Below are 24,355 nucleotides of genomic sequence, written 5' to 3'. Positions count from 1 at the left end.
AGGTTAATCTTTAGAGTCAAAGTACCTATACTAATTAAAAATTAATTAATTAATTTTTAATTAGTATAGGTACTTTGACTCTAAAGATTAACCTAAAAATTCAAAAATTTATCCCCCCAAACAAAAACCTTTTATAAAATAAATCCGGGTAAATTCATTCTCATTAGCAAACATCTTATCAATTCTTCTAGCACTAATCACCAATTACTTAGAATTATTATGGCTTCTGGAATTCCATTAATTCATCTAAAAAATCAAAACTCCTTACAATTTCAAATCTGATATACTTTCTTATACGTTGAACAACGGCTTACAAATTCAAACATATTCTCTAATTTGCTCTAATGAAACTTCCAGATGTATGGAAAATTTAGACAAAAATAGGCTAACATCTATTGATGCACGTAGAATTAATTATGTGGAAAACAATATATTCGGTTTTGGAATTACTACTAAACAACTAAGAATTGTTTACTCTATGATTGCAAAGTCAAAAGAAACACTAAATGAAATCAAATACAACTCTAACTCACAAAACATCTTTCTAGTCAACACGCCTTGTATTTTAAATTTATAGCAATGACTTAATGTAATTAAGTCATTTAAACCTCTAAAACTCAATCAAGGCAATCTAAATCATTAACTAAACAGCGCTACTGAAACCAAATTTATTATTATAAATCTGATTTCAAATTTTTTTACTGAAAAGGAATCTCGCAAAAATTTATATACTCTAAAATTATGCATTAATGTGAACCTAAAACATCTAGGAATCTATAAAAATACTAATAAATTGCAAAAGCAAATTATATCTAAAATTTTTTTTAATTAATTAATTGGTGTGAAAAATTCTTTATAATCTCTATTTGAAAAATTTAGTAATGAGCGATACAACAACAGTTGTTATTACAGATATCGCAATAGGAACTACTACTATTGCAACAATAGTTATTATTCTATTGCTCACCCTGAGCTTTTCCGATAATAATTGATTATTGATTTCCATTTTTTCTAATAAGAATTTTCCAAAAATTTCTAGCTTTTCGTCAAGATTTTGTTTTATATCTTGTGCCAAATTAGACATATCTTTTCGTAAATTTTTCTCTACATTATCAATCTTAGCGTTTAAATTCTTCTCTACAGTATCAATCTTAGCGTTTAAATTCTTCTCTACAGTATCAATCTTGGCGTTTAAATTCTTCTCTACAGTATCAATCTTAGCATCTAAATTAGACATATCCTTTTGTAAATTTTTCTCTACAGCATCAATCTTAACATTGAGCCAGCTTTTAACGACATCAATCTTATCGTCTAAATTATCTATTTTGGTATTTAAATTCTTCTCTATAAAAGAGATCTCGGAAATAAGATTATCAAACTTTAAACCGAATTGTTTTTCTAAATTTTCTAAATCTCTATATGTAAGTTCATTGTGATAATACCTTTTGGACAAATCCCGAGCTATTATCTGCTCCATTCCCAACCGAATGAACTCTTTATATATGTGCTCTTCAGTAATATTTGTTGTCAACACTGATTCCATAATTCACTTACTCACCAAATACATTGTAACACAAATCAAAGCTAAATAACAGCAAATTTTCAAAATATCCTAAATTCTTTTAGAACTTGACAACGGGGAGGGGGATTAATCGGATTGCCAATTTGATCTAATCTTTCAGCTTCTTTCTGCTTAATCTTTAAAAAATCCACTTGGTTATAGTTCCTTGGGGATCCAAATCTTTAGAGTAAAACTTAAATACTTCTTTTTCCAAATCCAGTATCCGCTTATACAATTTTCTAGTAAATCTAATATCTCGATCCCCAAATAAATAAGCTATGGTATGAACATAGAAAAACACACTACCATTCTTGAACCTAAATTCAATGTAATAAGCTTTATTAAAATTTTTGATTTTTTTTTAGAAAATTTACAAACAGAAACGTAGTCACTGTAAAATTTATCAAATTTGATCTTTTTGAATCCTCGAAACATCCCTAAAAACTCATCTCCATCTTTCACTGGGAACAAAGTAATCCACTTTTCCTCCTTATATTGAAAGGGTATTAATGAAACATAACCAAAAGCTTATCTTCTAGGGCCTTGAAACCCTTCAAAATATTCATCAATATTGTATGATATATAGTTTTATCGCCAACAATCTCTTTTTTTGGAAAAAGAATAATTTTCAAAAGCTATTTGTTTTCTATCAGTTACATCAACTTTCTCACTTGAGTTTGGCTTTTTTACTACCCTTTTCAATATCCTAAATCTAATGATTACTCCCTTATAAGTATTTTACAAATATAAATATAACTTTAGACTATAATAAGATTAATATGACAATACTATAAAAAATAGTATTGCTTATTTTTATATTTTTCTAATTGCTTAATAAGTTGATCCTTATTTTTTTGATAAAAATATTCAAGAATATAGCTAATAAACTTTGAATTCCTTTTATAAAAATTACATGCTTCTTGTGTTTCTTAATTAACCCAAAGCAGTTTTATTAAATTAATCTAAACTTAACTTTTTTATCTTTTATTAAATTGAATAAAGTTTTAGCAATCCCATTTTCTATATGAAGGACTCAAGTATTCTTATATTTTTTAACCCATTCGATTTAAAATTTCGTTATGGTTTGCTATACTTATCATATTAATGATAATAACTATAAAATACTAGGGATAAAGTGCCGATATCTAAAATAATAGCATTTGAGTCAACTAAAGATTTGCCTTGGTTTTACTGTGATTAGTTTAAGAATCTTTAAAAGAATCTGAATGAAATAATTTATATAATTTTTAGTTTTTTTTGATGACACCTTAACAGATTTTTTTAAACTTTTTTATAAAAAGAGTAAATATAACTATATGCTTGCTCATATTACTGTAAAAGACAAACAAATCAATGAAGATAAAATCTATGAAATTGCATTGAGTCTAAAGCTATTTAATGACATTACTTTTAAGTAAAAAGTGCCAAGTATCCAAATTTAACAAGTGAGAAATTAAAGCTTCCTATTAATGAATAATAAATTTTTATATTTTAAAAATCAAAGATAATAAAGATAACAACTCTCACAAACAATTGATTCTAACTTTAACAATAAGTAAAAATATTTTTATAGTAAAAAAGTATAAAATACAAATAATGATATTGATATATTATTGCAAAAATAACAAAATGATATATAATACCAATTAATAATCATTATTATTTATAATAATGATTATTAATTGGAGAAATGGAGAATGTTTTTATGATAAAAAATTTGTTTTTATATACATTATTAATGGTGGGATTGATGTCTTGCAATCTAGATTCTAAATTATCTGATCACAAAGGGCAAAAAAATAATAATTATGTAAAAGAAGTTTCGAATAGTGTTCAAAAAGATGTTTTTAACAATTTATATAGTAATCAAAAAGGGTTTAATAAAAATTTTGGAGAACAGAAATATGAGAATTTAATTATTACTCTAGAGCAAGAATTTCCTTCAGAAACATTAAATAGTAATAAGGCTAGGATACCATCAATTGAGCATGCTCAAAAAAAAGAGATAAAAAAAGAGGATTTAATTCCTTTTACTAATGAAGAAAAGAAAGCAAATGACACAATTAGAAATATAGAAAATGTCATTAAAGGTTACGGATTTTCTAAGTTAATTGAAGATGTTTGTATGCTTAAAGATGAATATGTTTTAATAAAACATGACTTATGTGATGTGATGGAAAAGATTCAAAATAAAAAAACGTCACTAATGGAAAATTCTAAGAATAATAGAAATAAGATAGGGGAATTAGCACAATTGCAAAATCAGTTAAAGATAGAAAATGTTGAAATTGATAATCTTATTTATAAGATTGATATAGCAGAAAATGAAATAAGATCTGCGGATTTATTTTTTGGCGACGCACAAAAAAAGTTAAAAGAGAGTATTATTAAAAGATTAGAGAGTAAAAGTAGGGAATCTTATGCATTGAAATTATCTCGATTAGCTTTAAATACCGCAGAGAATTCTTTAAGGCAATTAGAATCTTTTTCTTATAAAAGAAATGAAGTGTTAGCTAGAAAGCAAGAAATAAAAGAACTTATTGAAAATGCAAAAACAATTTTATCAAATTTCAATAGATAAGAGAATCAGTGAACTACTATTTCTAAATCAAAGATTATAGAAATAACTTCTTCTTTCATCCCATGATATCTTTTTAGATTCTAAAATAATGGTCATCCACTAAAGCATGGTCCACATTTACTTCTGGCAATTCCTACCTTAGTTTTTATTTTCTTATAATAATCTTTAAGATTTAAAGCTGCATTTATATCTATATCATGAAAAAATATTACATCTGCCACAAGTCCACCTAATATAACTTAATTTTAGAATTGTATTTTTAATACCACAGTTGTTGCTAGCTTGCTTTATTATGGAAAATATCTATCTATTTTATATAAATAGAATCCGGACCACTCTGATTTATATGATAATTGTCTTACAAACTCATACCATCCCAAATCATTAACACTTTTTCCAAACATTCCTTTTGCATACCTTTAATTGATAAATTTTCTATTAATATATTTTTATAATTATCTACAAAATAATAAGGTAATTTATGTAAAAAATCTTTTCTTTGATTTGAAATTTTCCTATGTAAATTGGCAACTCTTAATATAGATTAAGCTCTATTTTTAGAGTCCTTTTGTTTTTTTAATAGTTTTCTTTAGTATTTCTTAAGTTTGCATTTATTTTTTAGTAAATATTTATGATGATTAATTCCCCCCCCTCACCACTTACTAAAAATGCCCCATACTCATTCATATTAATACCAACTATCTTTTTTTTTATTGCATTTAGTTTTATCTTTAGTTTTAACATCTAAACACTCAACTGCTACTGAAATATAATATTAAGTTAATCTAAGTTAATCTAAGTAATTATAAAAATGAATTTCCATTTTTAAAGGAAGTTAAAAGTTTGTCTCTTTGTAACTCAGGGATTGATTTACATTCTGTGTATAGTGATTTTTTTAGATAAATTAAAAAAGGAAGTAGAATACAAGAAATGCCTAAATATAAAAGTAGAAAAAATAGACAAACTTTTAGAACTAATAATCAAAAAAACTCAATAAGAATATAAAATGATTATATAAAGCCACTTAAAATAGGATTTGTAAAATTAGATCTACATAGAAATATTTTAAATAATTAACTTATAAAAATGTAGTAGTAATTAACAGATACTGATGATTAACACTAATATTTTTCTCATTCTTTTCACAATATTCTTTCTTGTCACTTAATATTTTGTTATACAAAAATCTTGCACATCTAAAATACTTTAAAAAATATTTCTTTTAATTGGTGTTAGGATATATTCAGTACTCATAAGCTTTATTAGCACTCATTATTTTTTTTAAATAATTAAATTATATTTTATATAGTAGATGACAAACTGTAGAATTATAGTGATAATTTTGAAGATCCTATTAGGAGCTAATTATAAATATAAATTTGCATAAATTTTGCAAATAAAATAATAAAAGAATAAGCTTTATGTTATGAAATCTTTATAAAAAGAATAGAATATATTCTTTTGCAACTTAAATCAAAAATATGGCTTAAAGGAAAATGAATAGCATTACAATATTTTAAAAATGAAATTATTTATATATGAAAAAAGCCCCAAAAGGGACGTTTTTATCTGCGACGATAAACTAGGAGAGAGAATTAACTCTAACCTAAATTAACAATAGCATTATATGTAATTAAAATCAAGAATTTATTTTTTCTTTTTTTTTCTTTTATATTTTTCATATTCAATTATCAAATCTGATAAAATTTCTTTTTTGGTGAAAAAAAGTCTTTCCAAAATAAAATATGTCCTTTTGGTGTCTTCTTTATAAAATTTATAAACCTCTTTATTTTTCATTAAAATCTTAATATAAATGTTTTTATTGTCCCCTCTGATAAAATTCTCTTTTTTGGTGTCCGGGAATTTTTTTTTTAACTGTCTTTGTATCCCTCTAAACCCTATTTCTTTAATTTTATCTATAGAAATAGACCCTTCTAAAACCTTTTCATAAACTCTTAGGTAAAAATAAGCTTGGGTTTTTGCAATTATAAAATGTTTTATAAATTGCTCAAAGCTAGGAAAATTATCATATTTATAAAGTTTTTTTTCTTTAATTTCGTATAGAATTTTCATTCTTTCAATTTTGTTATCAATATCATCTTTTAAATTATATTTTAATTTTTCCTTTAAATTTTTGTAATTAATCAAATCCTTATCTTGGATATTGTTTATATTTATCAATTCTTTATTTATAGGACTGACCTTTCTATTATTTAAAAATAGTTCTTTTTTATTTGATTTTTTACCCATTTTACCCCTTGTGTTTACAAATAAACACAGGGTCGTTCAATGCTGAACGATCCTGTGTTTACAAATAAACAATGTTTTTTAAAGCATTTTTCACCTCTTTATAATACGCTTCTTTTAAAGAAGGCTCTAAAAGTTCATTTATCAAAACTTTTACACTATTATAATAGTGAATTTTCCCTTTTATATAAAAGGCATATTCCTTATAAAGTAAATATTCTACATCCTTAAACGTATTTCTATTTTTTAGAAACTGATTTTCTATTATAGAAATATTGAAGCTTTTATTTCTAAAATCTTTAACATCATTAATAACATCCATTAAAATACTCAAACTTTCTACGGAAAATCTTTCTACTTGAACCGGAATTATAATATAATCTGCAACATTTAAAGAATTTGCTAAAATAAATCCCAGATTGGGGGGAGTATCTATTAAAATATATTCAAAATTATAATTTGAAATGTTTCTATTTAAATGATATTCTAAAAGAACATCTTTATAGTTTAAAACTTCCGAATTAAAATTTTCTAAAACAGGATGAGATGGGATTATAGAAATATAATCATTAATTTTATTTATACATTGGTCGAAATAAACATCTTTTTTTAAGAGACTGTAAATATTATATTTCTCAATGTTAAGGATATACTTGTTAAAGTAAGAACTTAGAGAATTCTGTGGATCTAAGTCAATCAATAGTACCCTTTTATTTAAATCTTTTAGTATATAAGAGAAAAGTATTGTTAGTGTGGTTTTACCAACACCTCCTTTGGGACTTGCAATTGTTATAACATTTGATTTTTTTTTATCCATTTATTTATTATTCCTTCTTCTTTTATTTTTTTATTATAAAATCCATATACCATTCTTTCCATTTTTTTTATATGTCCTAATGTAAACCTATAATATTCGGTATCTTTTTTTTCTTTTCTTAATAAGGTCCATAAAGACTGCACATAACACTTAATAGATCCTTTTTTAAATCTGTATTCTATATAATATGATTTATTGATTGCATATCGTTTATTATTGTTACCTATAATAAAAAAGGTATTTTCGAGCTTATCCCAACCATACTTTATGCCTAAGAATTTATCATCTTCTTTTAGTGGGAACAAATTGAAAAAATTCCATCCCCCAATATCGTTAAATTTTTGGAAAGTTATTCTAAATCCTTTTTTAGTGGTTTCAAAGTTAATTAAATGTTTGAATATTACAGTATGATATATTTTTTTATTGTCTTTTTCCTCTATTCTATCGAAAATAATTCTTTTTTTTACTTTGTTTTTACAATTTTTAAATTTTTCTAAGAATTTTTTCAAATTTTTTTCCTTTTGTAATTAGCTAGACAATCAACCAATGTTTTGTTTTGATTTAGTTTCCATTTAGAAGTATAATGGTCTTTAAACTCCCCAGCAAGTTTAAAGAAATCTGTTTTATATGGCGCATTTTTTCTCATAAAATGAATTTTATTTTTATATTTTTTTAGATTTTTTAAGTAAAATTCTTTGATATCCTCTGTTTGATAATCTTCTTTCAAATAATTTTTAAAATCTTTGTAGTTTAGAAGTGCGTTTTTTAATGTTTTTTCTGGTTGTTTGGTATTTGCAGTAATAATTTTAATTTTTTTGAAAATAGAATTTTTAGAATTCTTATTATTTATATTTATTAATGATTTATTATATACAGTGACATTTTGAGTGACATTTTTATGTTTTAATTCTTCTTTGTTTGCGTTTATTTTCTTAAATAAATCAAGCTTAGTTCCAGAAAAATAAGCATTAATTAGGGAGTATGAAATACTAGAAGTTTGGTATATACAAAGTTTGCCTTTAAATTGCCCTAGGTTATTTGAAAATGTTAGGATTCTTTTATTAATTGCTTTAATGTGAATTAAAAATCTCAAGTCTTCTCGTAGTGTACGAATTGTAGTTGGTTTATACCCTTCTTTGATTAAAAATGAGTTTAGTATATTTAGTATATCTTGTTGATGATGGATGCCAAGAATAAAAAGCTTTTCATTTGCAAAATATATTTTGCAAAGATTAATATTATAATTTTCTTCAAACTTTTTATTTAAATGATTTATTATACTGATTATTTTTTTAATCCTAAGGTTTTTTGATAGTAGCTTTTTAGTTGTTTTGTAATGGCAATTACAATTAGGTATAATTAACTTCATTTTAATCTCCTAGATCATCGTATATTTAATTTTATTAATAAGTCTTATTAATAATAAATTTATTATATTTTAAATGATAGATAATTTTCAACCCTTATTTAATCTTTTTTATTTTTATCTTGTCTGTTTTTTGATTTTCGACATTTTGGGTGTTATTTATTATTTTGTTCTTAATTAAATTCATTGAAAAGTTTTTCTTAGTTAGTTATTAAATAAAAGCGGCATGCTTTTATTACCTGAAAGTCAAGCTTTAGGTGTAAATATTCGTACATATTTTTAAAATAAAAATAATGAATATATGGTGAACTTTTCTTTTTGATATTATTAAAAAATATTTTGTGAATTTTTAACATTAAATTAATGGAGCAAGGCTTTAAAGATTGCCCAAAGTAAAGGAAATTTTATTAAGAAAGGCATAAGTATTTTAAATATATTTTTCTTTATATTATTTTTTATTTCTATTTTTTAGTACCAGAGTCTTTAAAAAATATTGCAACTGGAATTTCGGATTTTGAGCCAATTCAAAAGGATAATGAAAAAGATATTAAAGAAAATAATAATGCTATTTTCTCATATTAATATTAATAAAGAATCTAGGTTAATTAAAATAAAAGAAGGAGAAGTTTATAGGGGATTTTTCAGGTTATGTTACATGGGCAAAATCTTACAATTTGGGAGTTATAAAAGGTAAATATAATAATTTAATTAAAGGTTTTAAAGGATTTAAGTATTCTTATATTTTTTCACCCACTCGATTTAAAACTTCATAATGGTTTAGCCATGTTTATTATATTAATTATGATAAATAAATCTATTAAAAGAAGCCTTAAGGTATGCAAGTAATGCTATAGATCTAGAAGAAAAATTTTTAAATTTGCAAAAAAGTTTTCAAGAGAAATTAACAGCCAAAATAAGCGCTTTAAAAGTGGCTAGAAAATCCATCCAAGAGATTAATGTGAGCGATAATGACAAAAAAAAGAAAGATAAGGTCAAAAGCAGCATCGGTTGGGGTAAATACTAATATTATTGAACTCCATGTCCCCATATAAAAGAACTATCTGAAGATGTCGCCGCACACATAAACGACACAATAAAGCACCTTAAAGAAGATTATAGTGAAGAAAAACAAATATTTGGCATAAAACTTAAGCCACTATTTTACTAGACAATCTTTAAATCAATTGTCTATGTTAAATGAAATATATCTCAAATTCTAGCACTATATCTACAGATATCGTCAAATAAACTGCTTGCTATAATAATAATCAAAAAGCTAGCAACTTATTTTAGCACATTGCCTTTCTTTATCTACAAATTTAGTAAACCTAGGCATAAAGTCTATAGTTACAGAACCAGTAGGTCCATTTTTATTTATAGCAGCCATTATTTTTACTTTAGCTAAATTATTAACCAAAGTACTATTATTCTCTTTATATTTTTCATTTTTTTGATGTAAAAAAATTACAATGTCTGCATCCCGCTCTAACGTTCCCGATTCTCTAAGGGTTGCCAAACTTGGCTCTCTACCTTTTTTTGTACACTTCTGGTAACTTGAGATAGACCTGTTATTAGAGTTTTAAGCTCTAGAGCAAGTGCGCGTATAGTACGACTCAAAAATGCAACTTGATCAAAATGGGGAATATTGTTTTGATTTATGGTAATTAAGCTAATATGGTCAATAAAAATAATTTGCACATTATAATTTCTTTTCATTTGCCTAGCTCGATCTTTTAATTCGTATATTTAGATACCTTGAGTACTTTCAATATAAAAAGGCAAATTATTAAGCTTAAGAAGGTGTTTGATTGTAGGCAATAAGCTCATTTTTAGTTATTAAGAAACTATTAGGCTTATGATATTCAATACTGGCATTAAGCCATATAAGTCTTTTAATAATAGACTTACTTGACATTCCAAGTGTAAAAAACCCCCAACTCTCCGATTTTGTTTGAGGCATAGGTTGTTTACTATATTGAGCGTAAAAGAAGTTTTGCCAACTCTCGGTCTTGCTCCAATTATCACAAAATTCGATTTACTAAAACCTTGTATAATTTCGTCAAGACTTTTAAATCCGCTTACTACAAAATTACTTTTTGTAAAATTTTTATTTTAAAAATCATGATTAATTTCTTTTGAGAAATCACTTACATATATTAAATTTCTATTTTTGCAAGTTAGTTCAATTAAATTTGCTTTATTTTGCACATTATCAAAAAGCACTCCTAAATCTACTTATTTATCTATATCGCCTTCAATTATAGTACTAGCAATACTAAGGGCTACACGCCTTATGCTGTATTCTCTTATAATTTCAATATGTTTTTTTATTATAGAGCCGACTGTAGTGTATTTTAATATTGCCTGAATATATTCATTTATATCAAAAGCTCCTAAAACTTTACTAAAGTTTATATCTTTTACAAGTTAGTCATCTCAAGCCACTATAATAGGCTTAATAGATACTTCTTTTACATGTAAATTGCCCATACACAAGAAAAAATTTTCTTATTTATATCAAAATCAAAATCATCGGATTTTAGATAGGGCAAAATTTCTTCAATTTTAACAGCGTTATTCAATGCACTACCAATTACAACACTTTTAGAATTCCTATTAAAAGGATTATTATTTTCAATAATATCTTTAATGCAAAAGTTATTTTTCATTTTCAGCATATTCCTTTATATTTGGCATTGTTAGTTCTCTTGAAATATTTCCTAAAGTGATATTTCTCTCAACTTTATAAAATATACCGCTTGCAAAATAATCTTTTTGCTCCCCAAGCATATTCTTTAATCTCATTTTTGATGAAGTTTCTTATAATTGCTATTCTATTTTTCAAATACTGGTATTCATTTTGTAAAATGAAAAGCCCCCATTGTCTTTGCCCAAACTTTTAGAAAATAAAACTACCAAATTCATTTTCTAAAAGTTTTTTTATATCTTCTTGTATTATTCTTTTAGTGACCGACCTATTTTATCTTTTAATAGTATTAAATTTACACTAGCTACTATATCTCTAAGTTGATATGTTTTTCGGTTTTTTAATTTTACATATTCGTTGTATTTTACTTATAGAAATCATGATACTTTCAACAATCTTTGGTATTCTATTTCTTTTTTAGTAATATGAAAACTAAGTCTAAGATTGGAAATTTATTTTAGATTGAAATTATTTTTTATATATTCTTTTCTAGAATTTCTAGATGAGCATTTAAAAAAATATATTTTTTTATTCTTGACACTTTTAATATTACTCTAATATTCTATTATCAGATTGATTATTTAAAATCAAAATAGATTCCTTTGTATTTAAAATTTTTTATAAAATATGTATGCTTTTTTGTGATTTAAATGTCAAACCCCCCCCGGCTTAAAATATTGGGCATTTTTTATAAACCCAACTTCATTGCAATTTCTATTTAAAAATTTTAATAATTAGCTACATAAAAAAAGGAGCTATACTAGACATAGTAATGGGCACTAATACTATCGCTAAAATAGTTACTATTCCCCTGTTGCTCATCTCCAGCTTTTCTAATAAGAATTTACAAAAAGACATACCTACAGCATCAATCTTAGTATTAAGTTTAATTTTTACACAGTCAATCTTAGAAACAAGATTATCAAATCTTATCCCAAATTGTTTTTCTAAATTTTATAAATTAATATATTTTATAATTTATACTCTTAATACAACTATATATATTTTTGTTATACAAAAATATTACACCCCCAAAATTCTTTTAATTTTGTTTAATATTAATTTGCAAAATACTATTCTTAGTAGCAAGTAAACCACCTAAAACAAAATCAATGTATGAATGAGCAATACCGGTTGAGTCTTCATCAACATGTTCATTAGGCACAGGCAGCATATATTTGCTAGGTTTAAACTTAATAAGCTTTGGGTTTAATGGGTAAATGAGTATTTGATGACTTAACAAGTTTGAAGTTTCAATGTAAACGTCTTGTCGATTATTAATAGCTTTAATAGTTTGAATTAAAACATCTTCCCATTTTTCGCAACTTGATGGAACAGCTTGTCCTACTGTATATGGTTCTATCAATTTCAATGAGGTTATTGGATCAACTATTACCATCATGGGTGTAGAAAATTCGTCCTCTAGCTCTAGTTTGGAAAGTCCTACCTCAATTTTTTCAAATATTTTATCCATTTTATCCTTATTACCACTTGCAACTTCTTCTTTTATTTGCTGCGGCATATTAAGAAATCCGTACATATTAGGAAGTGGACGTTTTTGACTTTTTCCATCTTTTAGAATTGGAACAGTACCTGTTAGTACAAAATTATTAATAATTTTCATAATTTCTTTATTTGCAAGTATATAGGCTTGAGCAAAAGGAAGTGGATTATTATTAATGTCGCTAATATATGAGTCTGAAGTGTTAAAGTTTTCAGACTCATGCTTTAAATGTGTAAATTTGCGCTGCAAATTTAAGTAGTTTAGTATTACCTTTTTGTAACCAAAAATAGTTGAGACAGTATGAATCTCATTGGCTATTGTTGTGGGATTGGCATTTAAAAACGTGTCCCATTTTACAATTTTTCGGAAGCCCATTTGTAGATTAACATCTTCAAATTGTTCGGGTAAAAACCATCTATACATTATAGGGGCTTCAACTTCTCCTATAATGTTAGCTATAGCTTTTGCATAATAATTTTCATCATATAATGACATTTAAATCCTCCTAAATTTTAATTTGAGCTTTTATCTCTATTCCCAAATACTGCTACTTTTATTAAATAAACATCATTACTAATTTGAAGTGCATCAGATAGCGCTATAGCATTAACAGTTGCTTTATTTTGTGCTCCATTAACCTTTTCTAGAGCATCGTATTTATTAAAAAAAGCTTGTCTTTTGCTTTAGGTGTAGCATTCTTTTTCTACTAAATAACCTTCAAAATTATTGACAATTGGGACAATAGTAGATGCTAGATGCTTTGCTAAACTCGTCTATATTGATGCATATTCCGTATAAGTGTTCACCACTGCCAGCTTTAACATGAGGTTCGCAGTGAATTTGATCCTTTTTATCCTCTTGAATAGCTATTTTGATCCTGCACTTGTAAGGATACCCCAAAAATGGATGATTTTTTAATTTATCAATCTTACTAGTTCTAACGCCTTCAGAATCAAAAAATTGCATGTTTTTGTCTCTAAACTCAATAGAATTGCTAAGTAGGTCAGAATCTTGCTGTGAATTTTTCATTAATGCTTTAACTTCAGTAACTTTTTTGTCAAACTCTTCCTTAATTTTTGCAATATCACTCATTTAAAACTCCTTTAAGCAATGCTCATTCTTTTTAGATTTTCATAAAATTGAACTTTCCTTTGCTTGCAAATATTTATTAAAGCTTGTAAAAACTCCGTAAAATCAATTGGAATAAAATTAGAATTGAGCAAGCTTGCACTTTCTTAAAATCCTTCATCAGTTATAACTTTAGTATCAGATTTAACTTACTGTTCTTCTTTGACTTGTGTTTGCAAGTCTTCTTTTTTTTCATTTTCAATCACTTTTAAACTCCTTTTCTCAAAATGAGAATAATTTTTCTTCCAAAAAAAACTTGTTCCTCGTCAATAAATACTATAATTATAGATCAATTCTTAATAAGAATAAAAAGGCTGGCAACTTATTTTAACACATTACCTTTTTTTATCTATGAATTTAGTAAACTTGGGTATAAAGTCTATAGTTACAGTACCAGTAAGTCCATTTCTATTTTTAACAACCATCATTTTTATTTTAACTAAATTATTAATTAAAATTATTTTGCGTAAAAAAAAGAAAAACAATTTGATTATATATTTAAGTCGTAGCAATATGCTTACATAGCAAACCCCCACAATAATAATAAAAAGGATCACTATATTATTGATTGCTGTACATGTATGCACCAGCATTCATTTATAAAATTGTAATTTATCTATACTGCTTTGAAGAACCCCTCTTTAACTGTCTCTTAGAAGGTATTTTTTGATTATTAGCACTCCTCTTTTCCATTGCATTTATCAAATTAGGTTTTTACGTAATTAGGCGCTGTTTTTATTTTGTATTCATTATGTTGTAAGAATATATTAAATTCTCCGTCTTTATTTAAAGCTGCAAAAAATTGTAAATTTAGAGCTTTGATATATTTTTAAATTCTAGAATGTGATAATTATGAAAAAAATGTTTATTATTTGCGTTATTTTTGTATTGAAAAGTTCTTGCAAGAATTATATAAGTTGCAAAGATTTAGAAAGTTCAAAACAAAATTTAGAAAAACAATAATAATTGATTTTTAGATATTTTAGATACAGAAGAGATTGAAGAAAAAAATTAAGAATTAAAGGATAAAATAGAGAAATTGAATTCTAAAAAAAACTTCTCTTAGAACGTATTGTTAGTACGATAAAAAAAATAAAAAATTAGAAGATAAGGAAAAGTTTAAAGACAAATTAAATGAGCCTGAAGATAGATTTAAAAAAGAAAAAAAGGAATAGAAAAAAAAGAATTAGAAGCGGCTAAAAAGAAATTTGAAGAGCTTAAAAATACTTGAGAAGGGCTTCAAAAAATTAAAAGGTAAAGAAAAACAAAAATAAAAACAAAAAGAAATGGTTTTTGTAAGCATAAATGATGAAAACTAACAACATTGTAAAAACAAATGATCCAAATATGTCACTTTATAAAGAACTATCAAAAGATTTTATAAAAAAAGAGAATATTAATAAGCTAAAAGCTTTTTTTATTCTTATGAAGAATAAACTTTCTTCAATAGATGATAATTCAACAGAAGCAAATATAGAGTCTTTACTAAGATCTATATTTGAAGAACTAAATTATTCAGTAGAACAACAAAAAGTTGGGCAAATAGAAGGAGTGGAGTCTAGAGTAGATATACTACTTTTTGAAAATGATAAAGACAAAGTAGATTTTAATAATAAATTAGAAGAAGCTAAAAAAAATAATGAGCCTATTCCAGCTGAAGATATCTTGCTTATAGCAGAAGTTAAGCGTTCATCATTTAGTTTTGATACTAAAAATAAAGTAAAAGAAACAGAAGATCAGTTATATAGATATCTAAATCAATATCAAAAACATTATGGGATACTTTCAAATGGGAAGATATGGAGATTATATGATAAATCTAAAGTCCTTTATGGAGAAAAAAGATATATTGAATTTGATTTTTCTAAAATTGAAGAAAAAGAAGAATACAAAGAACAAGAATGGTTTATTTTATTCATCTACCTTATAAGAAAAGAAAGATACCTAAAGACAAGCAATGTAATAGAGATTGAAAAAGAACAAATATCTAAAGAAAAAGAGATAATTCAAAAAACCCTTAGAGAGATACTTTATGAGAGGCCCGACGACTCTATAGTCTTTAAAATTGCAAAAAATATATATGACAAAGAATTTAAAGTATCAGACAAAGAAATTACTCATAATATTTTAGATAGAATACTTGAAGAATCAATTATTTTTATTTTAAGAATATTTTTTATTGCATATATTGAAGATAACGAATTTTTTAAGAAAATATTAGAAGAAAATAAGCTATACAGATCTTCTATATCTTTTAGATATTTTTTTTATGATGAAAATACAAAAAAGAAATTAGGATATAAAAAAATAATAACAATTTTCAACCTGCTTGATAAGGGAAGTGATGCAATAAAGTTTCCTATATTTAATGGAGGATTATTTACAGAAGACAAGGTTAAATATTTAAATAATGAAAGTTTACTAAGTATTAGTGAACTTGAAGAAATACTGGTTAAAATACTTTTCTTTGAAGAAAAAAATATTAAAGATGAAAAATTTGTAGAGTATTCAAAGCTAGATCCTAAAAGTTTTGGAGAATTGTACGAGACGCTACTTGAATATGACCTAAGAATTGCAGATACCACTGTTCATCATATTGTTGAAGACGGAGTTTATCTCATTCGTACTGAAGAAGAGCTTAAAAACAAGAAAGTAAGCAAGGTTGCTACATACCATAAAGGCAATATTTATCTTACATCTAGATCGCTTGATAGAAAGAAAAGCGGAGCGTATTATACCCCAGATGACTTAACTAACTTTATGGTCATATCTTCAATTGAAGAACAGCTTAAAACCAAATCTCCTTTAGATATAAAAATCATTGATAATTCTTGTGGATCAGGACATTTTTTAATTTCTTGTTTAGATTACTTAACAGAGAAAGTATGGTACGAGCTAGATAAATTTAAAGATGTAAAAAAAGAGCTTGATAAAGAATATAGAGCTATTCTTAAAGAAAGTGAAGAATATGATGTTCAGGATAGTATAAGTAAAGAATTGGTACTTAAAAGGATGCTATTAAAGAAGTGTATTTATGGTGTTGATATTAATCCTATTTCGGTTGAAATTACTATGTTAAGTTTATGGATTAATACCTTTATTTTTGGAACTCCACTAAGCTTTATTGAACATCACATAAAAGTAGGAAATGCCCTGCTAGGATATACCAAGGATGAATTTTTTGATATTACAAAAAAGAAATTTGAAAGTGGATTTTCGTTATTTAAAGAAAGAATTAAAGAAATTACAACTATTTTAGAAGATAGCTATCAAAAAATTAAAAGTATTAACGATACTACTAAAGAAGATATAGAAAAATCCAAAAAGATATACAAAGAATATGAGGAAAGTGAAGATACAGATTATTTAAGAATAATATTTTCTTTAATCAAACTTTATTCGTTATCTTTTGACAAATCTTTAAAAATAGAATTTAGTGATATTACAGCTGTAATTAGTTTAATTGAAAATATTTTAGGCAATAAAACTTCTAGCGAAGATAAAGAAAAAATAGAAAAAATTAGAAAATTAAGTAGCTACTATAAATTTTTTCACTATGGAATTGAGTTTCCAGATATTGAGGAAGGCTTTGATATTGTAATTGGAAATCCTCCATGGGAAAAAACCAAGTTTAATGAATCTGAATTTTTTTCAAAACATATTCCGAGCTATAGAAAACTAAGTATAAAAGAACAAAATAAAATAAAGGAAGGAATACTTAGTAAAGATACTCATCCTTTAAATATTGAATACAATGAAGAAAAAAATAGTATAACCGCCATTAACAATATTTATAAATTTGATTTTAAAGACTTTTCTAGTGGTGGAGATCCTAATCTTTTTAGATATTTTGTTGCATTTAATTTAAAATTAATAAAACCAGGGGGCAATTTAACTTATCTAACCCCCTCTAGTCTTTGGAATGAATATAGTTCTAGAGAACTAAGAAAGCATATTTTTAATAACTATAAACTCAGCTATATTTACCAATTTGAAAACAAAAAAAGATTTAAAGATGTGGATTCTCGGTTTAAATTTGCTATATTTCAACTTAGTAATATCAAAGTTTCTACATCAAGTTTTAAAGCAAAATTTATGATTCAGAGTAGTGATAATATTTTAAAAGAAATAACTAGAGATTTAAAAGACAATAAAGACAATGCTTACCAAGGAATTGAATTAAAAATAGACCAAATTAAAAAACTATCTCCTATTCAAGAGTCAATAATAGAAATTAAAAATAATGAGGAATTTAATTTAATTAGAAAAATGTTTATTTCATTTAGTGTTCTTAGTGAAGAATATATTGATTTTGGATTAGGACTCAATTTAACAATTCATAAATCATTGTATAAAGAATATGATAATGAAAACTTTATATTTCTTTATTCTGGAGCTAATATTCATCAGTTTAATTCAAGATTTTTTAAAGATAAATCCGCAAAAGAAAATTCTAAATTACTGTGGATAGATAAAGAAGATTTATCAAAAATATTATCTAAAGATAGTCAACATCAAACTGAAAGAATACTATATAGAGATATTGCAAGTAATACCAATGAAAGAACCATGATTAGCACTTTATCTCCTAAAAATTGTTATTGTGTAAGTTCATTGTATATAAATTATGAGAAAAAACCAATATCTATTTATAAAAAATTGTTTATTATATCTATTTTTAATTCATTACCATTTGATTTTTTGCTAAGAAGATTTGTTAATATACATGTTCAAAAACCATGTTTATATCAATGTCCAATGCCTCAACCTGAAGAAAAAGAAATCTTAAGTAATTCTTTATATCTAAATCTTGCAAAAAATACTTCTCTACTGATAACTAAAAATGATCCAGAGAACTTTAAATATTTAATTTACCTAGAACATTTTGGGCTTAATAAAGAAGAAGTTGATAAAATATTAAATCTAGATAAAGAAGATGAATTTTTTAAAGAAAAAGAAAATGAAAATAATTTTATTGTAGCTCGTCTTTATTCTCTGACCAAAGAAGATTTTAGGGTTTTACTTAATGACTTTGAGGTATTAAAAAATAAAAAAGGAGAAGTCTATATTTCGTCTTTAATAAAAGGATATGAGAATTATTTAAGAATAAATAAACTTAACTAAGCTTAACAATTTATGCTTAGTTAAGTATTATAAAGATAAATTTGTTGTTATAAAGAGCTTTATATTCATTTGATGAAATGTATGTTTTTACTAAAAATATTACTATAAAATAATGCAAAAGCTATTCTTGGCGAAGTTATTTTTAAAGAAAGCAGTAGATAAACTAAAAAACTTTTAGAAATTGAAGAAAATAATGTTTATAGATTTAAAAATGCAGCAATGTATCATTTTAGTTGGGTTTTTAGGCCAAAGATTTTAAAAATAAAGAGTTTGTAGTCCATATAGAAAGTCATAGAGAAGTATATATTAGTGACATTTCGTAATTCTTTTTGTGATTCGTAATGGGGCCAAAGAATATGATTTAGTAAAAATTATTGGTAATTTATAAAAAGAGTTTTTATAGTTTTTTATATTAATAAATCAATTAAGTATCATTTAGGACAATCTATGCTAAATACTCCGCATTTTATAACTTTAGAAGTTATCTTTTCCTTTTTGGAATTTTCAAGTTATCCTTTAATTTCTTTTAAATAACTTTTTAATCTTTCTAAATTATCCCCAATATCACTAACTTCTACAGTATTTTATTTTCTTTATCATCTTTTATTTTGCTTCTTAAAGTGCTTCTAGTATTTTCCAAGCAATAAATCTATTTATTAAAAATTTCACCAGGGTATTTATTGTTCGTCAAATCAATAGGAAGCTTTAATTTTTCTTTTGATAAAAATCTGGATACTTGGCAAATATTAGCTTAATAGTATCAGTAAATAGCCTTGGATTTAATATAATTTCATAGGTTTCATAGTTATTGGTTTGTCTATCTTTTATAGTAAGGGATGCAAGCATATATCTATATCCACTCTTTTTATAAAGAAGTTTAAAAGAATTTGTTAGGTCTTCGTTAAAAACCCCGAAATTATATGAATTAATATATCCGGACTCTTTTGAAGACTCTTTTAAACTAATTGCAGCAACACCAGTTCTATATCGCTCAAAATCAATATTCGATCCTGCAGAAATTAACTTTAGGCTTTTAACTTCATATTTTTCTTCAAACTCTTTGGTTGACTCAAATGCTATTCTATTATTTTAGCTATTGGTACTGCATTACCCAATATTTTATAGTTATTATCATTAATATAATAACTATAGTTATAGCTAAACCACAATGAAGTTTTTTTAAATCGAATGGGTGAAAAAATATAAGAATACTTAAGTCCTTCAAGATTTTTAATTGAATTATTATATTTGTCTTTTATAGCTCTCAAATTACCAGATTTTGCCCATGTAACATAACCCGCAAAAAGGCTCCCATAAATTTCTCCTCCTTTTATTTCGGTTAATATAGATTCTTTATTAATATAAGAAATATTGTTACTATTTTCTTTAATATCTTTTTCATTGCCCTCTTCAATTAGCCTGAATCCCGAAATTTCAGTTTCGATGTTTTTCAAAGATTTTGGCGCTAAAAAACAAGAATAAAAAAATGATATAAAGAAAAATATATTTAAAATACTTATACCTTTTTTCATAAAATTTCTTTTGCTTTAATTAATTTTTAAAACCTCTCCTCATTAATTTGATTTTGAAAATTCATAAAATATTTTTTCATTATATCAAAAAGAAGAGTTAACTAAAAAAGTGAACTACTATTTTAAAATTAAATATTATATAAATATTATATAAATGGTAGTTCGTGTTAAAGATATTATGTTAAGTTGAGCTACTCTTTAAATAAGTAAATATTTATCCCTTATTAAAGTAACAGAAGCTATGGATAATTCAAAAGGACCACTTAATTTAAAGGCAGATGTATTGATTTTGATCTATATTCTTTTGAAGATTATTTTTTTTCTTCTACTTTCTTTTCTTTGCCTGCATCTGGTTTTAGTGAATCTGGATTCAGAACCAAAGGTATTAGCAGTAAAACTAGAAGTACCAAGATTATCAAAAGCACCTAAAGTTTCAACCGTTAAGCCACCAGTAGTTAAAGAAAAATTAGAATAAGAGAAAAAAAAGAAGAGATAGAATCAAAGAAAAGAAGAATAGGACAAGCTAAAAAAGATAAAATAGCAATGGAAGAACGAAAAAAGGAAAGAGAAAAAAACAAAGAAAGAAGAAGAAAAGTATCTGAAGATAATCTTCTTGAAAAGAATAACTAAAAATGAAATTAATAAGGCTGCAAATAAAATAGATAAGATAATTGGTGATATTGATAACATTAAATAAAAGGGAAGATGAAGCAACTGGACAAAAAATTAAAGACAAGGTTACAGGTGCTATATATGATGATATTAGTAGTTCTAAAAGCATTATTGATTCTATGCGTAATATATGGGTAGATTATCTTAGTAAAGCAGTAGACATCTTTGTGAAGAATTAGAAGAAACTAGAATTAACTTGAGAAGCAAAATAAAAGAATCAGATAGTAAAACAAATAAATCTATTATAAAAGTTAATAATATTGAAAGTGATTTAGAAACATTAAAAGAATTATTGGAAAAAATTAAAAATTATCTTAATAATTATCAAGAAATTTATAAAGCTGTAAAATGCTCAATTGATTAAGATGATAATGATTGTAAATAATAATATTAAATTAATTTTTTAATATTAAATGTATATTATAAACTATAAGAACCTCTAAATATAGAAGTTCTTAATAATATTTCTTTATAATTAAAGTAAAAGACATTCTAAAATGCGCTAAATAAATAACCATAAATATTCTTTAAAAATGCTCTACTAAGCAATAAAAATTTCAAAAATTACCTAAAAAATGACTATGAAATAGTAGACACAAACAATTTCTTTATTAAAAAACTTTCAAAATCCAAAAATAAAAAGTTATACTCTAGCGAAACTAATAATTTCATTATTTGCAATTCTCAACGTTCGGTTGAAGTCAATGTTTTGGGTCAATTTGAAAAGTTGTGCAAACTTCTTAATACTTCTTATATCCCCATACATTCAAATAATTCGTATATAATGACTGACTCACTTCGTATTAATTTGTATGGGGGGGGGATAAGGCAAGTGATTTTGAAAGGTTTAGAGATAGTAATTCGGCACTTATTTTTGTTAATGAGGCTACTGTTTTACACAAACAAACTTTAGAGGAAGTATTAAAAAGACTTAGATGTGGGCAAGAAACTATTATTTTTGATACTAATTCGGACCATCTAGGACATTATTTTAAAACTGATTATATTGATAATGTAGCAACTTTTAAGACGTATAATTTTACAACTTATGATAATCTACTTTAAAGTAGATTTTTAATCTAATGTATAGGGAAGATAAGCTGAGAATTAATACATATATGATTTTTTTAAAAAAAGATAACCATAATGATATTAGAGGGAAGGGAGGAGTTTTGATGGGTTGATTCTAGTGATTCATTAGATCATATTGGAATTTACCTCCACATGCAAGATTACTCACATATCCCCTCTTTACTTCAATTATTTTTGTTATTTACATTTATTATTCTTATATTTATAGTATAAACACTAAAACATATTAATACATAGTAATTTAAAAATTAAAAACCAAATACAATAGTTACGTCTCTACTGTATTTTCTACATTATTTAAAATACTGTTATCTAAATTATTAGGAGAATCTATACTTTTTACTGTCATTTTTTAAGACTTATAGATAAAGCTAACAAGCTTTATCTATAAGCTTTTCACATAGCTTAAAGATAATTCTATAAAAGTTATTTTTTTTGTTTATTTTAACATCAAGAAGCATACTTTTAGTATTAACTGCTGTTTTCTGTGGTCCTAAGTTAGTCAAGATAAATAGAAATTAGACAATTAATATTAAAATATAATTAATATTAAAATATAATTAATATTAAAATATAATTAATATTAAAATATAATTAATATTAAAATATAATTAATATTAAAATATAATTAAAGACATTATGTTTATTATAGGAGTGTAAATATGAAAAAATTAATAAAAATATTACTGTCAAGTTTATTTTTACTACTCTCAATATCTTGTTCTTTGGATAATGAAGGTTTAAATTCAAAAGATTACGAATCAAAAAAACAGAGTACATTAGGTGAATTAAATCAGTTATTGGGGCAAACTACAAATTCACTAAAAGAAGCAAAAAATACAACAGATAATTTAAATGCATCAAATGAGGCAAATAAAGTTGTAGAAGCAGTTATAAGTGCGGTTAATTTAATTTCATCTGCTGCAGATCAGGTAAAAGGTGCAACAAAAACTATGCATGATTTAGCGCAAATGGCAGAAATAGATTTAGAAAAAATAAAGGAATCTAGTGATAAAGCAATAGTTGCGTCTAATGTTGCAAAAGAAGCATATAACCTTACTAAAGCAGCAGAACAAAATATGCAAAAACTGTATAAAGAGCAAGAAGAGCAACTAAAAACACTATCTGATTCTGATGAAATAGAACAAGCTTCTGATGAAATAAAACAAGCTAAAGAGGCTGTAGAAATAGCTTGGGAAGCTACAGTAAAAGCAAAAGATGAGTTAATTGATGTAGAAAATGCAGTCAAAGAGGCATTGGATAAAATAAAGACAGAAACTGAGAACAATACAAAACTTGCAGATATAGGAGAAGTAGCAGAGTTGGTATTACAAATAGCCAAGAATGTAAAGGAAATAGCGCAAGAAGTTGTGGCCCTGTTAAATACTTAAATATATTTTTATTAACTAGATTGTGGAATTAGCTAAAGTTTTTAAGAATAAATTTCTTAAACAAAAAAATAGCGATACAAAAAATGTAAGGCTAAAAGTATAGCTATTTTTAATAATGTTGATGAGTAAATTAATAAAAAAGAATATCTCTTAGTTAAGATGTGTGTGGTTACTATTATAATAGAGTCTTCTTTAAAAGAAGGCTCTAATTTAAATATTTTATTATCCATTTTAAGACTTACTTAAAACATTTTTTTCATTTTCAATAAGTTCTTTTATAATCCTCTTTCTTCTCATTGTTAATTGTTGATACTGCCCTATTTTTATTTTCCAATCTTTTAATAATGCCTTCTTTTAAACTTTCCTTAACTTTAGTTTTTCTCTATTCTTAGAAGACTTGAATTTTGGAAAAAATTTGCTAAATTTCATATATATATTATATTGCATTTTGCAATTTTCCAAAACTTAAAGTTAGGAATCCCAACATTAAAACTACTACAAAAAGGTATGAATTCGTGGAATTTTGAAAAAGCGTATATTAAATGTTGGAATAATGGTATTAATGTATGGAGTAATAGTATTAAGTGTGTGACTTTCAAATCTTTATACTAAATAATAATAATATATATTATT

General features: G+C 25.0%; 19 protein-coding genes and 10 pseudogenes. 11 read left to right on the top strand and 18 right to left on the bottom strand.

Going from position 1 to position 24,355, the window contains the following annotated elements; all coding sequences use genetic code 11:
* Positions 1-219 precede the first annotated feature (219 nt).
* A pseudogene (locus tag HNP68_RS07250) lies at positions 220-832 on the top strand (hypothetical protein).
* Between the two features lie 30 nt (positions 833-862).
* On the opposite strand, the gene bdr reads toward HNP68_RS07250, so the two are convergent.
* From bdr to HNP68_RS07240, 3 genes are all read right to left on the bottom strand, one after another.
* Positions 863-1,543 carry a Bdr family repetitive protein gene (bdr, locus tag HNP68_RS05180; RefSeq protein WP_183221141.1) on the bottom strand — a complete coding sequence of 227 codons (681 nt, stop codon included), beginning with the start codon at positions 1,541-1,543 and terminating at the stop codon, positions 863-865.
* Positions 1,544-1,700: 157 nt separating this feature from the next.
* Positions 1,701-1,862, bottom strand: coding sequence for a DUF226 domain-containing protein (locus HNP68_RS07570; RefSeq protein ID WP_420703291.1), 162 nt, complete (start codon positions 1,860-1,862; stop codon positions 1,701-1,703).
* Between the two features lie 487 nt (positions 1,863-2,349).
* Positions 2,350-2,436 (bottom strand): hypothetical protein, encoded by an 87-nt coding sequence (locus HNP68_RS07240; RefSeq protein WP_476375308.1) that lies wholly within the window; start codon positions 2,434-2,436, stop codon positions 2,350-2,352.
* Between the two features lie 438 nt (positions 2,437-2,874).
* Between HNP68_RS07240 and HNP68_RS07905 the strand changes: the two are divergent.
* Both HNP68_RS07905 and HNP68_RS05165 read left to right on the top strand, forming a co-directional pair.
* Positions 2,875-2,979, top strand: a pseudogene (locus HNP68_RS07905) (BB0158 famile outer surface lipoprotein); the annotation flags it as partial.
* 287 nt (positions 2,980-3,266) lie between these two features.
* A complete protein-coding gene (locus tag HNP68_RS05165; protein WP_183221139.1) occupies positions 3,267-4,142 on the top strand; it encodes a P12 family lipoprotein in 876 nt (291 codons plus the stop codon).
* Positions 4,143-4,234: 92 nt separating this feature from the next.
* On the opposite strand, the pseudogene HNP68_RS07740 reads toward HNP68_RS05165, so the two are convergent.
* From HNP68_RS07740 to HNP68_RS05135, 5 genes and pseudogenes are all read right to left on the bottom strand, one after another.
* Positions 4,235-5,385 (bottom strand): annotated as a pseudogene (locus HNP68_RS07740) (RNA-guided endonuclease InsQ/TnpB family protein).
* A 404-nt stretch (positions 5,386-5,789) separates the two neighbouring features.
* Positions 5,790-6,392 carry a chromosome replication/partitioning protein gene (locus tag HNP68_RS05150; protein WP_183221137.1) on the bottom strand — a complete coding sequence of 201 codons (603 nt, stop codon included), beginning with the start codon at positions 6,390-6,392 and terminating at the stop codon, positions 5,790-5,792.
* A gap of 58 nt (positions 6,393-6,450) precedes the next feature.
* On the bottom strand, positions 6,451-7,206 hold the full coding sequence (locus HNP68_RS05145) for a ParA family protein (RefSeq protein WP_183221135.1): 756 nt from the start codon (positions 7,204-7,206) through the stop codon (positions 6,451-6,453).
* Positions 7,179-7,715: a DUF226 domain-containing protein gene (locus HNP68_RS05140; protein ID WP_183221133.1), complete on the bottom strand. Its 537-nt coding sequence runs from the start codon at positions 7,713-7,715 to the stop codon at positions 7,179-7,181. Before HNP68_RS05140 ends, HNP68_RS05145 begins: the two co-directional genes overlap by 28 nt.
* On the bottom strand, positions 7,712-8,575 hold the full coding sequence (locus HNP68_RS05135; RefSeq protein ID WP_183221131.1) for a plasmid maintenance protein: 864 nt from the start codon (positions 8,573-8,575) through the stop codon (positions 7,712-7,714). The genes HNP68_RS05140 and HNP68_RS05135 overlap by 4 nt, the downstream gene beginning before the upstream one ends.
* 671 nt (positions 8,576-9,246) lie before the next feature.
* Here HNP68_RS05135 and HNP68_RS07900 point away from each other — a divergent pair.
* The gene (locus tag HNP68_RS07900; protein ID WP_476375307.1) at positions 9,247-9,345 is read left to right on the top strand and encodes a hypothetical protein; all 99 of its coding nucleotides are present in this window, start codon (positions 9,247-9,249) and stop codon (positions 9,343-9,345) included.
* Positions 9,346-9,380: 35 nt separating this feature from the next.
* A complete protein-coding gene (locus HNP68_RS07225) occupies positions 9,381-9,596 on the top strand; it encodes a hypothetical protein (protein ID WP_420703292.1) in 216 nt (71 codons plus the stop codon).
* 252 nt (positions 9,597-9,848) lie between these two features.
* Here HNP68_RS07225 and HNP68_RS07220 read toward each other — a convergent pair.
* From HNP68_RS07220 to HNP68_RS05090, 9 genes and pseudogenes are all read right to left on the bottom strand, one after another.
* Positions 9,849-10,288 (bottom strand): annotated as a pseudogene (locus tag HNP68_RS07220) (DnaB-like helicase C-terminal domain-containing protein).
* 76 nt (positions 10,289-10,364) lie between these two features.
* Positions 10,365-10,487 carry a hypothetical protein gene (locus tag HNP68_RS07555; RefSeq protein ID WP_272955327.1) on the bottom strand — a complete coding sequence of 41 codons (123 nt, stop codon included), beginning with the start codon at positions 10,485-10,487 and terminating at the stop codon, positions 10,365-10,367.
* A gap of 53 nt (positions 10,488-10,540) precedes the next feature.
* A pseudogene (locus tag HNP68_RS07215) lies at positions 10,541-10,597 on the bottom strand (hypothetical protein); the annotation flags it as partial.
* Between the two features lie 446 nt (positions 10,598-11,043).
* On the bottom strand, positions 11,044-11,241 hold the full coding sequence (locus tag HNP68_RS05110) for a DnaB-like helicase N-terminal domain-containing protein (RefSeq protein ID WP_183221125.1): 198 nt from the start codon (positions 11,239-11,241) through the stop codon (positions 11,044-11,046).
* Positions 11,231-11,377: a hypothetical protein gene (locus tag HNP68_RS05105; protein ID WP_183221123.1), complete on the bottom strand. Its 147-nt coding sequence runs from the start codon at positions 11,375-11,377 to the stop codon at positions 11,231-11,233. Before HNP68_RS05105 ends, HNP68_RS05110 begins: the two co-directional genes overlap by 11 nt.
* Positions 11,378-12,140: 763 nt before the next feature.
* Positions 12,141-12,233 (bottom strand): annotated as a pseudogene (locus tag HNP68_RS07735) (Bdr family repetitive protein); the annotation flags it as partial.
* A gap of 88 nt (positions 12,234-12,321) precedes the next feature.
* A complete protein-coding gene (locus tag HNP68_RS05100) occupies positions 12,322-13,278 on the bottom strand; it encodes a hypothetical protein (protein ID WP_183221121.1) in 957 nt (318 codons plus the stop codon).
* A 17-nt stretch (positions 13,279-13,295) separates the two neighbouring features.
* Positions 13,296-13,875 (bottom strand): annotated as a pseudogene (locus HNP68_RS05095) (DUF228 domain-containing protein).
* An 11-nt stretch (positions 13,876-13,886) separates the two neighbouring features.
* A pseudogene (locus HNP68_RS05090) lies at positions 13,887-14,018 on the bottom strand (DUF1357 family protein); the annotation flags it as partial.
* 1,201 nt (positions 14,019-15,219) lie between these two features.
* Here HNP68_RS05090 and HNP68_RS05085 point away from each other — a divergent pair.
* Complete coding sequence (locus HNP68_RS05085) at positions 15,220-19,035, top strand: Eco57I restriction-modification methylase domain-containing protein (protein WP_183221117.1); 3,816 nt, start codon at positions 15,220-15,222, stop codon at positions 19,033-19,035.
* 649 nt (positions 19,036-19,684) lie between these two features.
* Here the strand turns inward: HNP68_RS05085 and HNP68_RS05080 are convergent.
* A pseudogene (locus HNP68_RS05080) lies at positions 19,685-20,567 on the bottom strand (S2/P23 family protein).
* Between the two features lie 241 nt (positions 20,568-20,808).
* On the opposite strand from HNP68_RS05080, the gene HNP68_RS05075 reads away from it, so the two are divergent.
* From HNP68_RS05075 to HNP68_RS05055, 5 genes and pseudogenes are all read left to right on the top strand, one after another.
* Complete coding sequence (locus tag HNP68_RS05075) at positions 20,809-21,042, top strand: hypothetical protein (RefSeq protein ID WP_183221115.1); 234 nt, start codon at positions 20,809-20,811, stop codon at positions 21,040-21,042.
* Between the two features lie 199 nt (positions 21,043-21,241).
* Positions 21,242-21,418, top strand: coding sequence for a hypothetical protein (locus HNP68_RS05070; RefSeq protein ID WP_183221113.1), 177 nt, complete (start codon positions 21,242-21,244; stop codon positions 21,416-21,418).
* Between the two features lie 17 nt (positions 21,419-21,435).
* Positions 21,436-21,603 (top strand): hypothetical protein, encoded by a 168-nt coding sequence (locus tag HNP68_RS05065; RefSeq protein WP_183221111.1) that lies wholly within the window; start codon positions 21,436-21,438, stop codon positions 21,601-21,603.
* A gap of 264 nt (positions 21,604-21,867) precedes the next feature.
* Positions 21,868-22,301 (top strand): annotated as a pseudogene (locus HNP68_RS05060) (terminase large subunit domain-containing protein); the annotation flags it as partial.
* Positions 22,302-22,993: 692 nt separating this feature from the next.
* A complete protein-coding gene (locus HNP68_RS05055; RefSeq protein WP_183221108.1) occupies positions 22,994-23,722 on the top strand; it encodes an OspD family protein in 729 nt (242 codons plus the stop codon).
* Positions 23,723-24,355 lie beyond the last annotated feature (633 nt).

It is taken from the genome of Borreliella yangtzensis (assembly GCF_014201775.1).
GTDB lineage: Bacteria > Spirochaetota > Spirochaetia > Borreliales > Borreliaceae > Borreliella > Borreliella yangtzensis.
This window is presented reverse-complemented; position numbering and strand designations above follow the sequence as displayed.

Bases quoted from the DNA above. Each gene is read 5' to 3' on its own strand.
- HNP68_RS05055 (WP_183221108.1), top strand. From the start codon at position 22,994: ATGAAAAAATTAATAAAAATATTACTGTCAAGTTTATTTTTACTACTC.
- HNP68_RS05075 (WP_183221115.1), top strand. From the start codon at position 20,809: ATGGATAATTCAAAAGGACCACTTAATTTAAAGGCAGATGTATTGATT.
- HNP68_RS05145 (WP_183221135.1), bottom strand. From the start codon at position 7,206: ATGGATAAAAAAAAATCAAATGTTATAACAATTGCAAGTCCCAAAGGA.
- HNP68_RS05110 (WP_183221125.1), bottom strand. From the start codon at position 11,241: ATGAAAAATAACTTTTGCATTAAAGATATTATTGAAAATAATAATCCT.
- HNP68_RS05100 (WP_183221121.1), bottom strand. From the start codon at position 13,278: ATGTCATTATATGATGAAAATTATTATGCAAAAGCTATAGCTAACATT.
- HNP68_RS05085 (WP_183221117.1), top strand. From the start codon at position 15,220: ATGAAAACTAACAACATTGTAAAAACAAATGATCCAAATATGTCACTT.
- bdr (WP_183221141.1), bottom strand. From the start codon at position 1,543: ATGGAATCAGTGTTGACAACAAATATTACTGAAGAGCACATATATAAA.
- HNP68_RS07555 (WP_272955327.1), bottom strand. From the start codon at position 10,487: ATGTCAAGTAAGTCTATTATTAAAAGACTTATATGGCTTAATGCCAGT.
- HNP68_RS05105 (WP_183221123.1), bottom strand. From the start codon at position 11,377: ATGAGATTAAAGAATATGCTTGGGGAGCAAAAAGATTATTTTGCAAGC.
- HNP68_RS05165 (WP_183221139.1), top strand. From the start codon at position 3,267: ATGATAAAAAATTTGTTTTTATATACATTATTAATGGTGGGATTGATG.
- HNP68_RS05150 (WP_183221137.1), bottom strand. From the start codon at position 6,392: ATGGGTAAAAAATCAAATAAAAAAGAACTATTTTTAAATAATAGAAAG.
- HNP68_RS05135 (WP_183221131.1), bottom strand. From the start codon at position 8,575: ATGAAGTTAATTATACCTAATTGTAATTGCCATTACAAAACAACTAAA.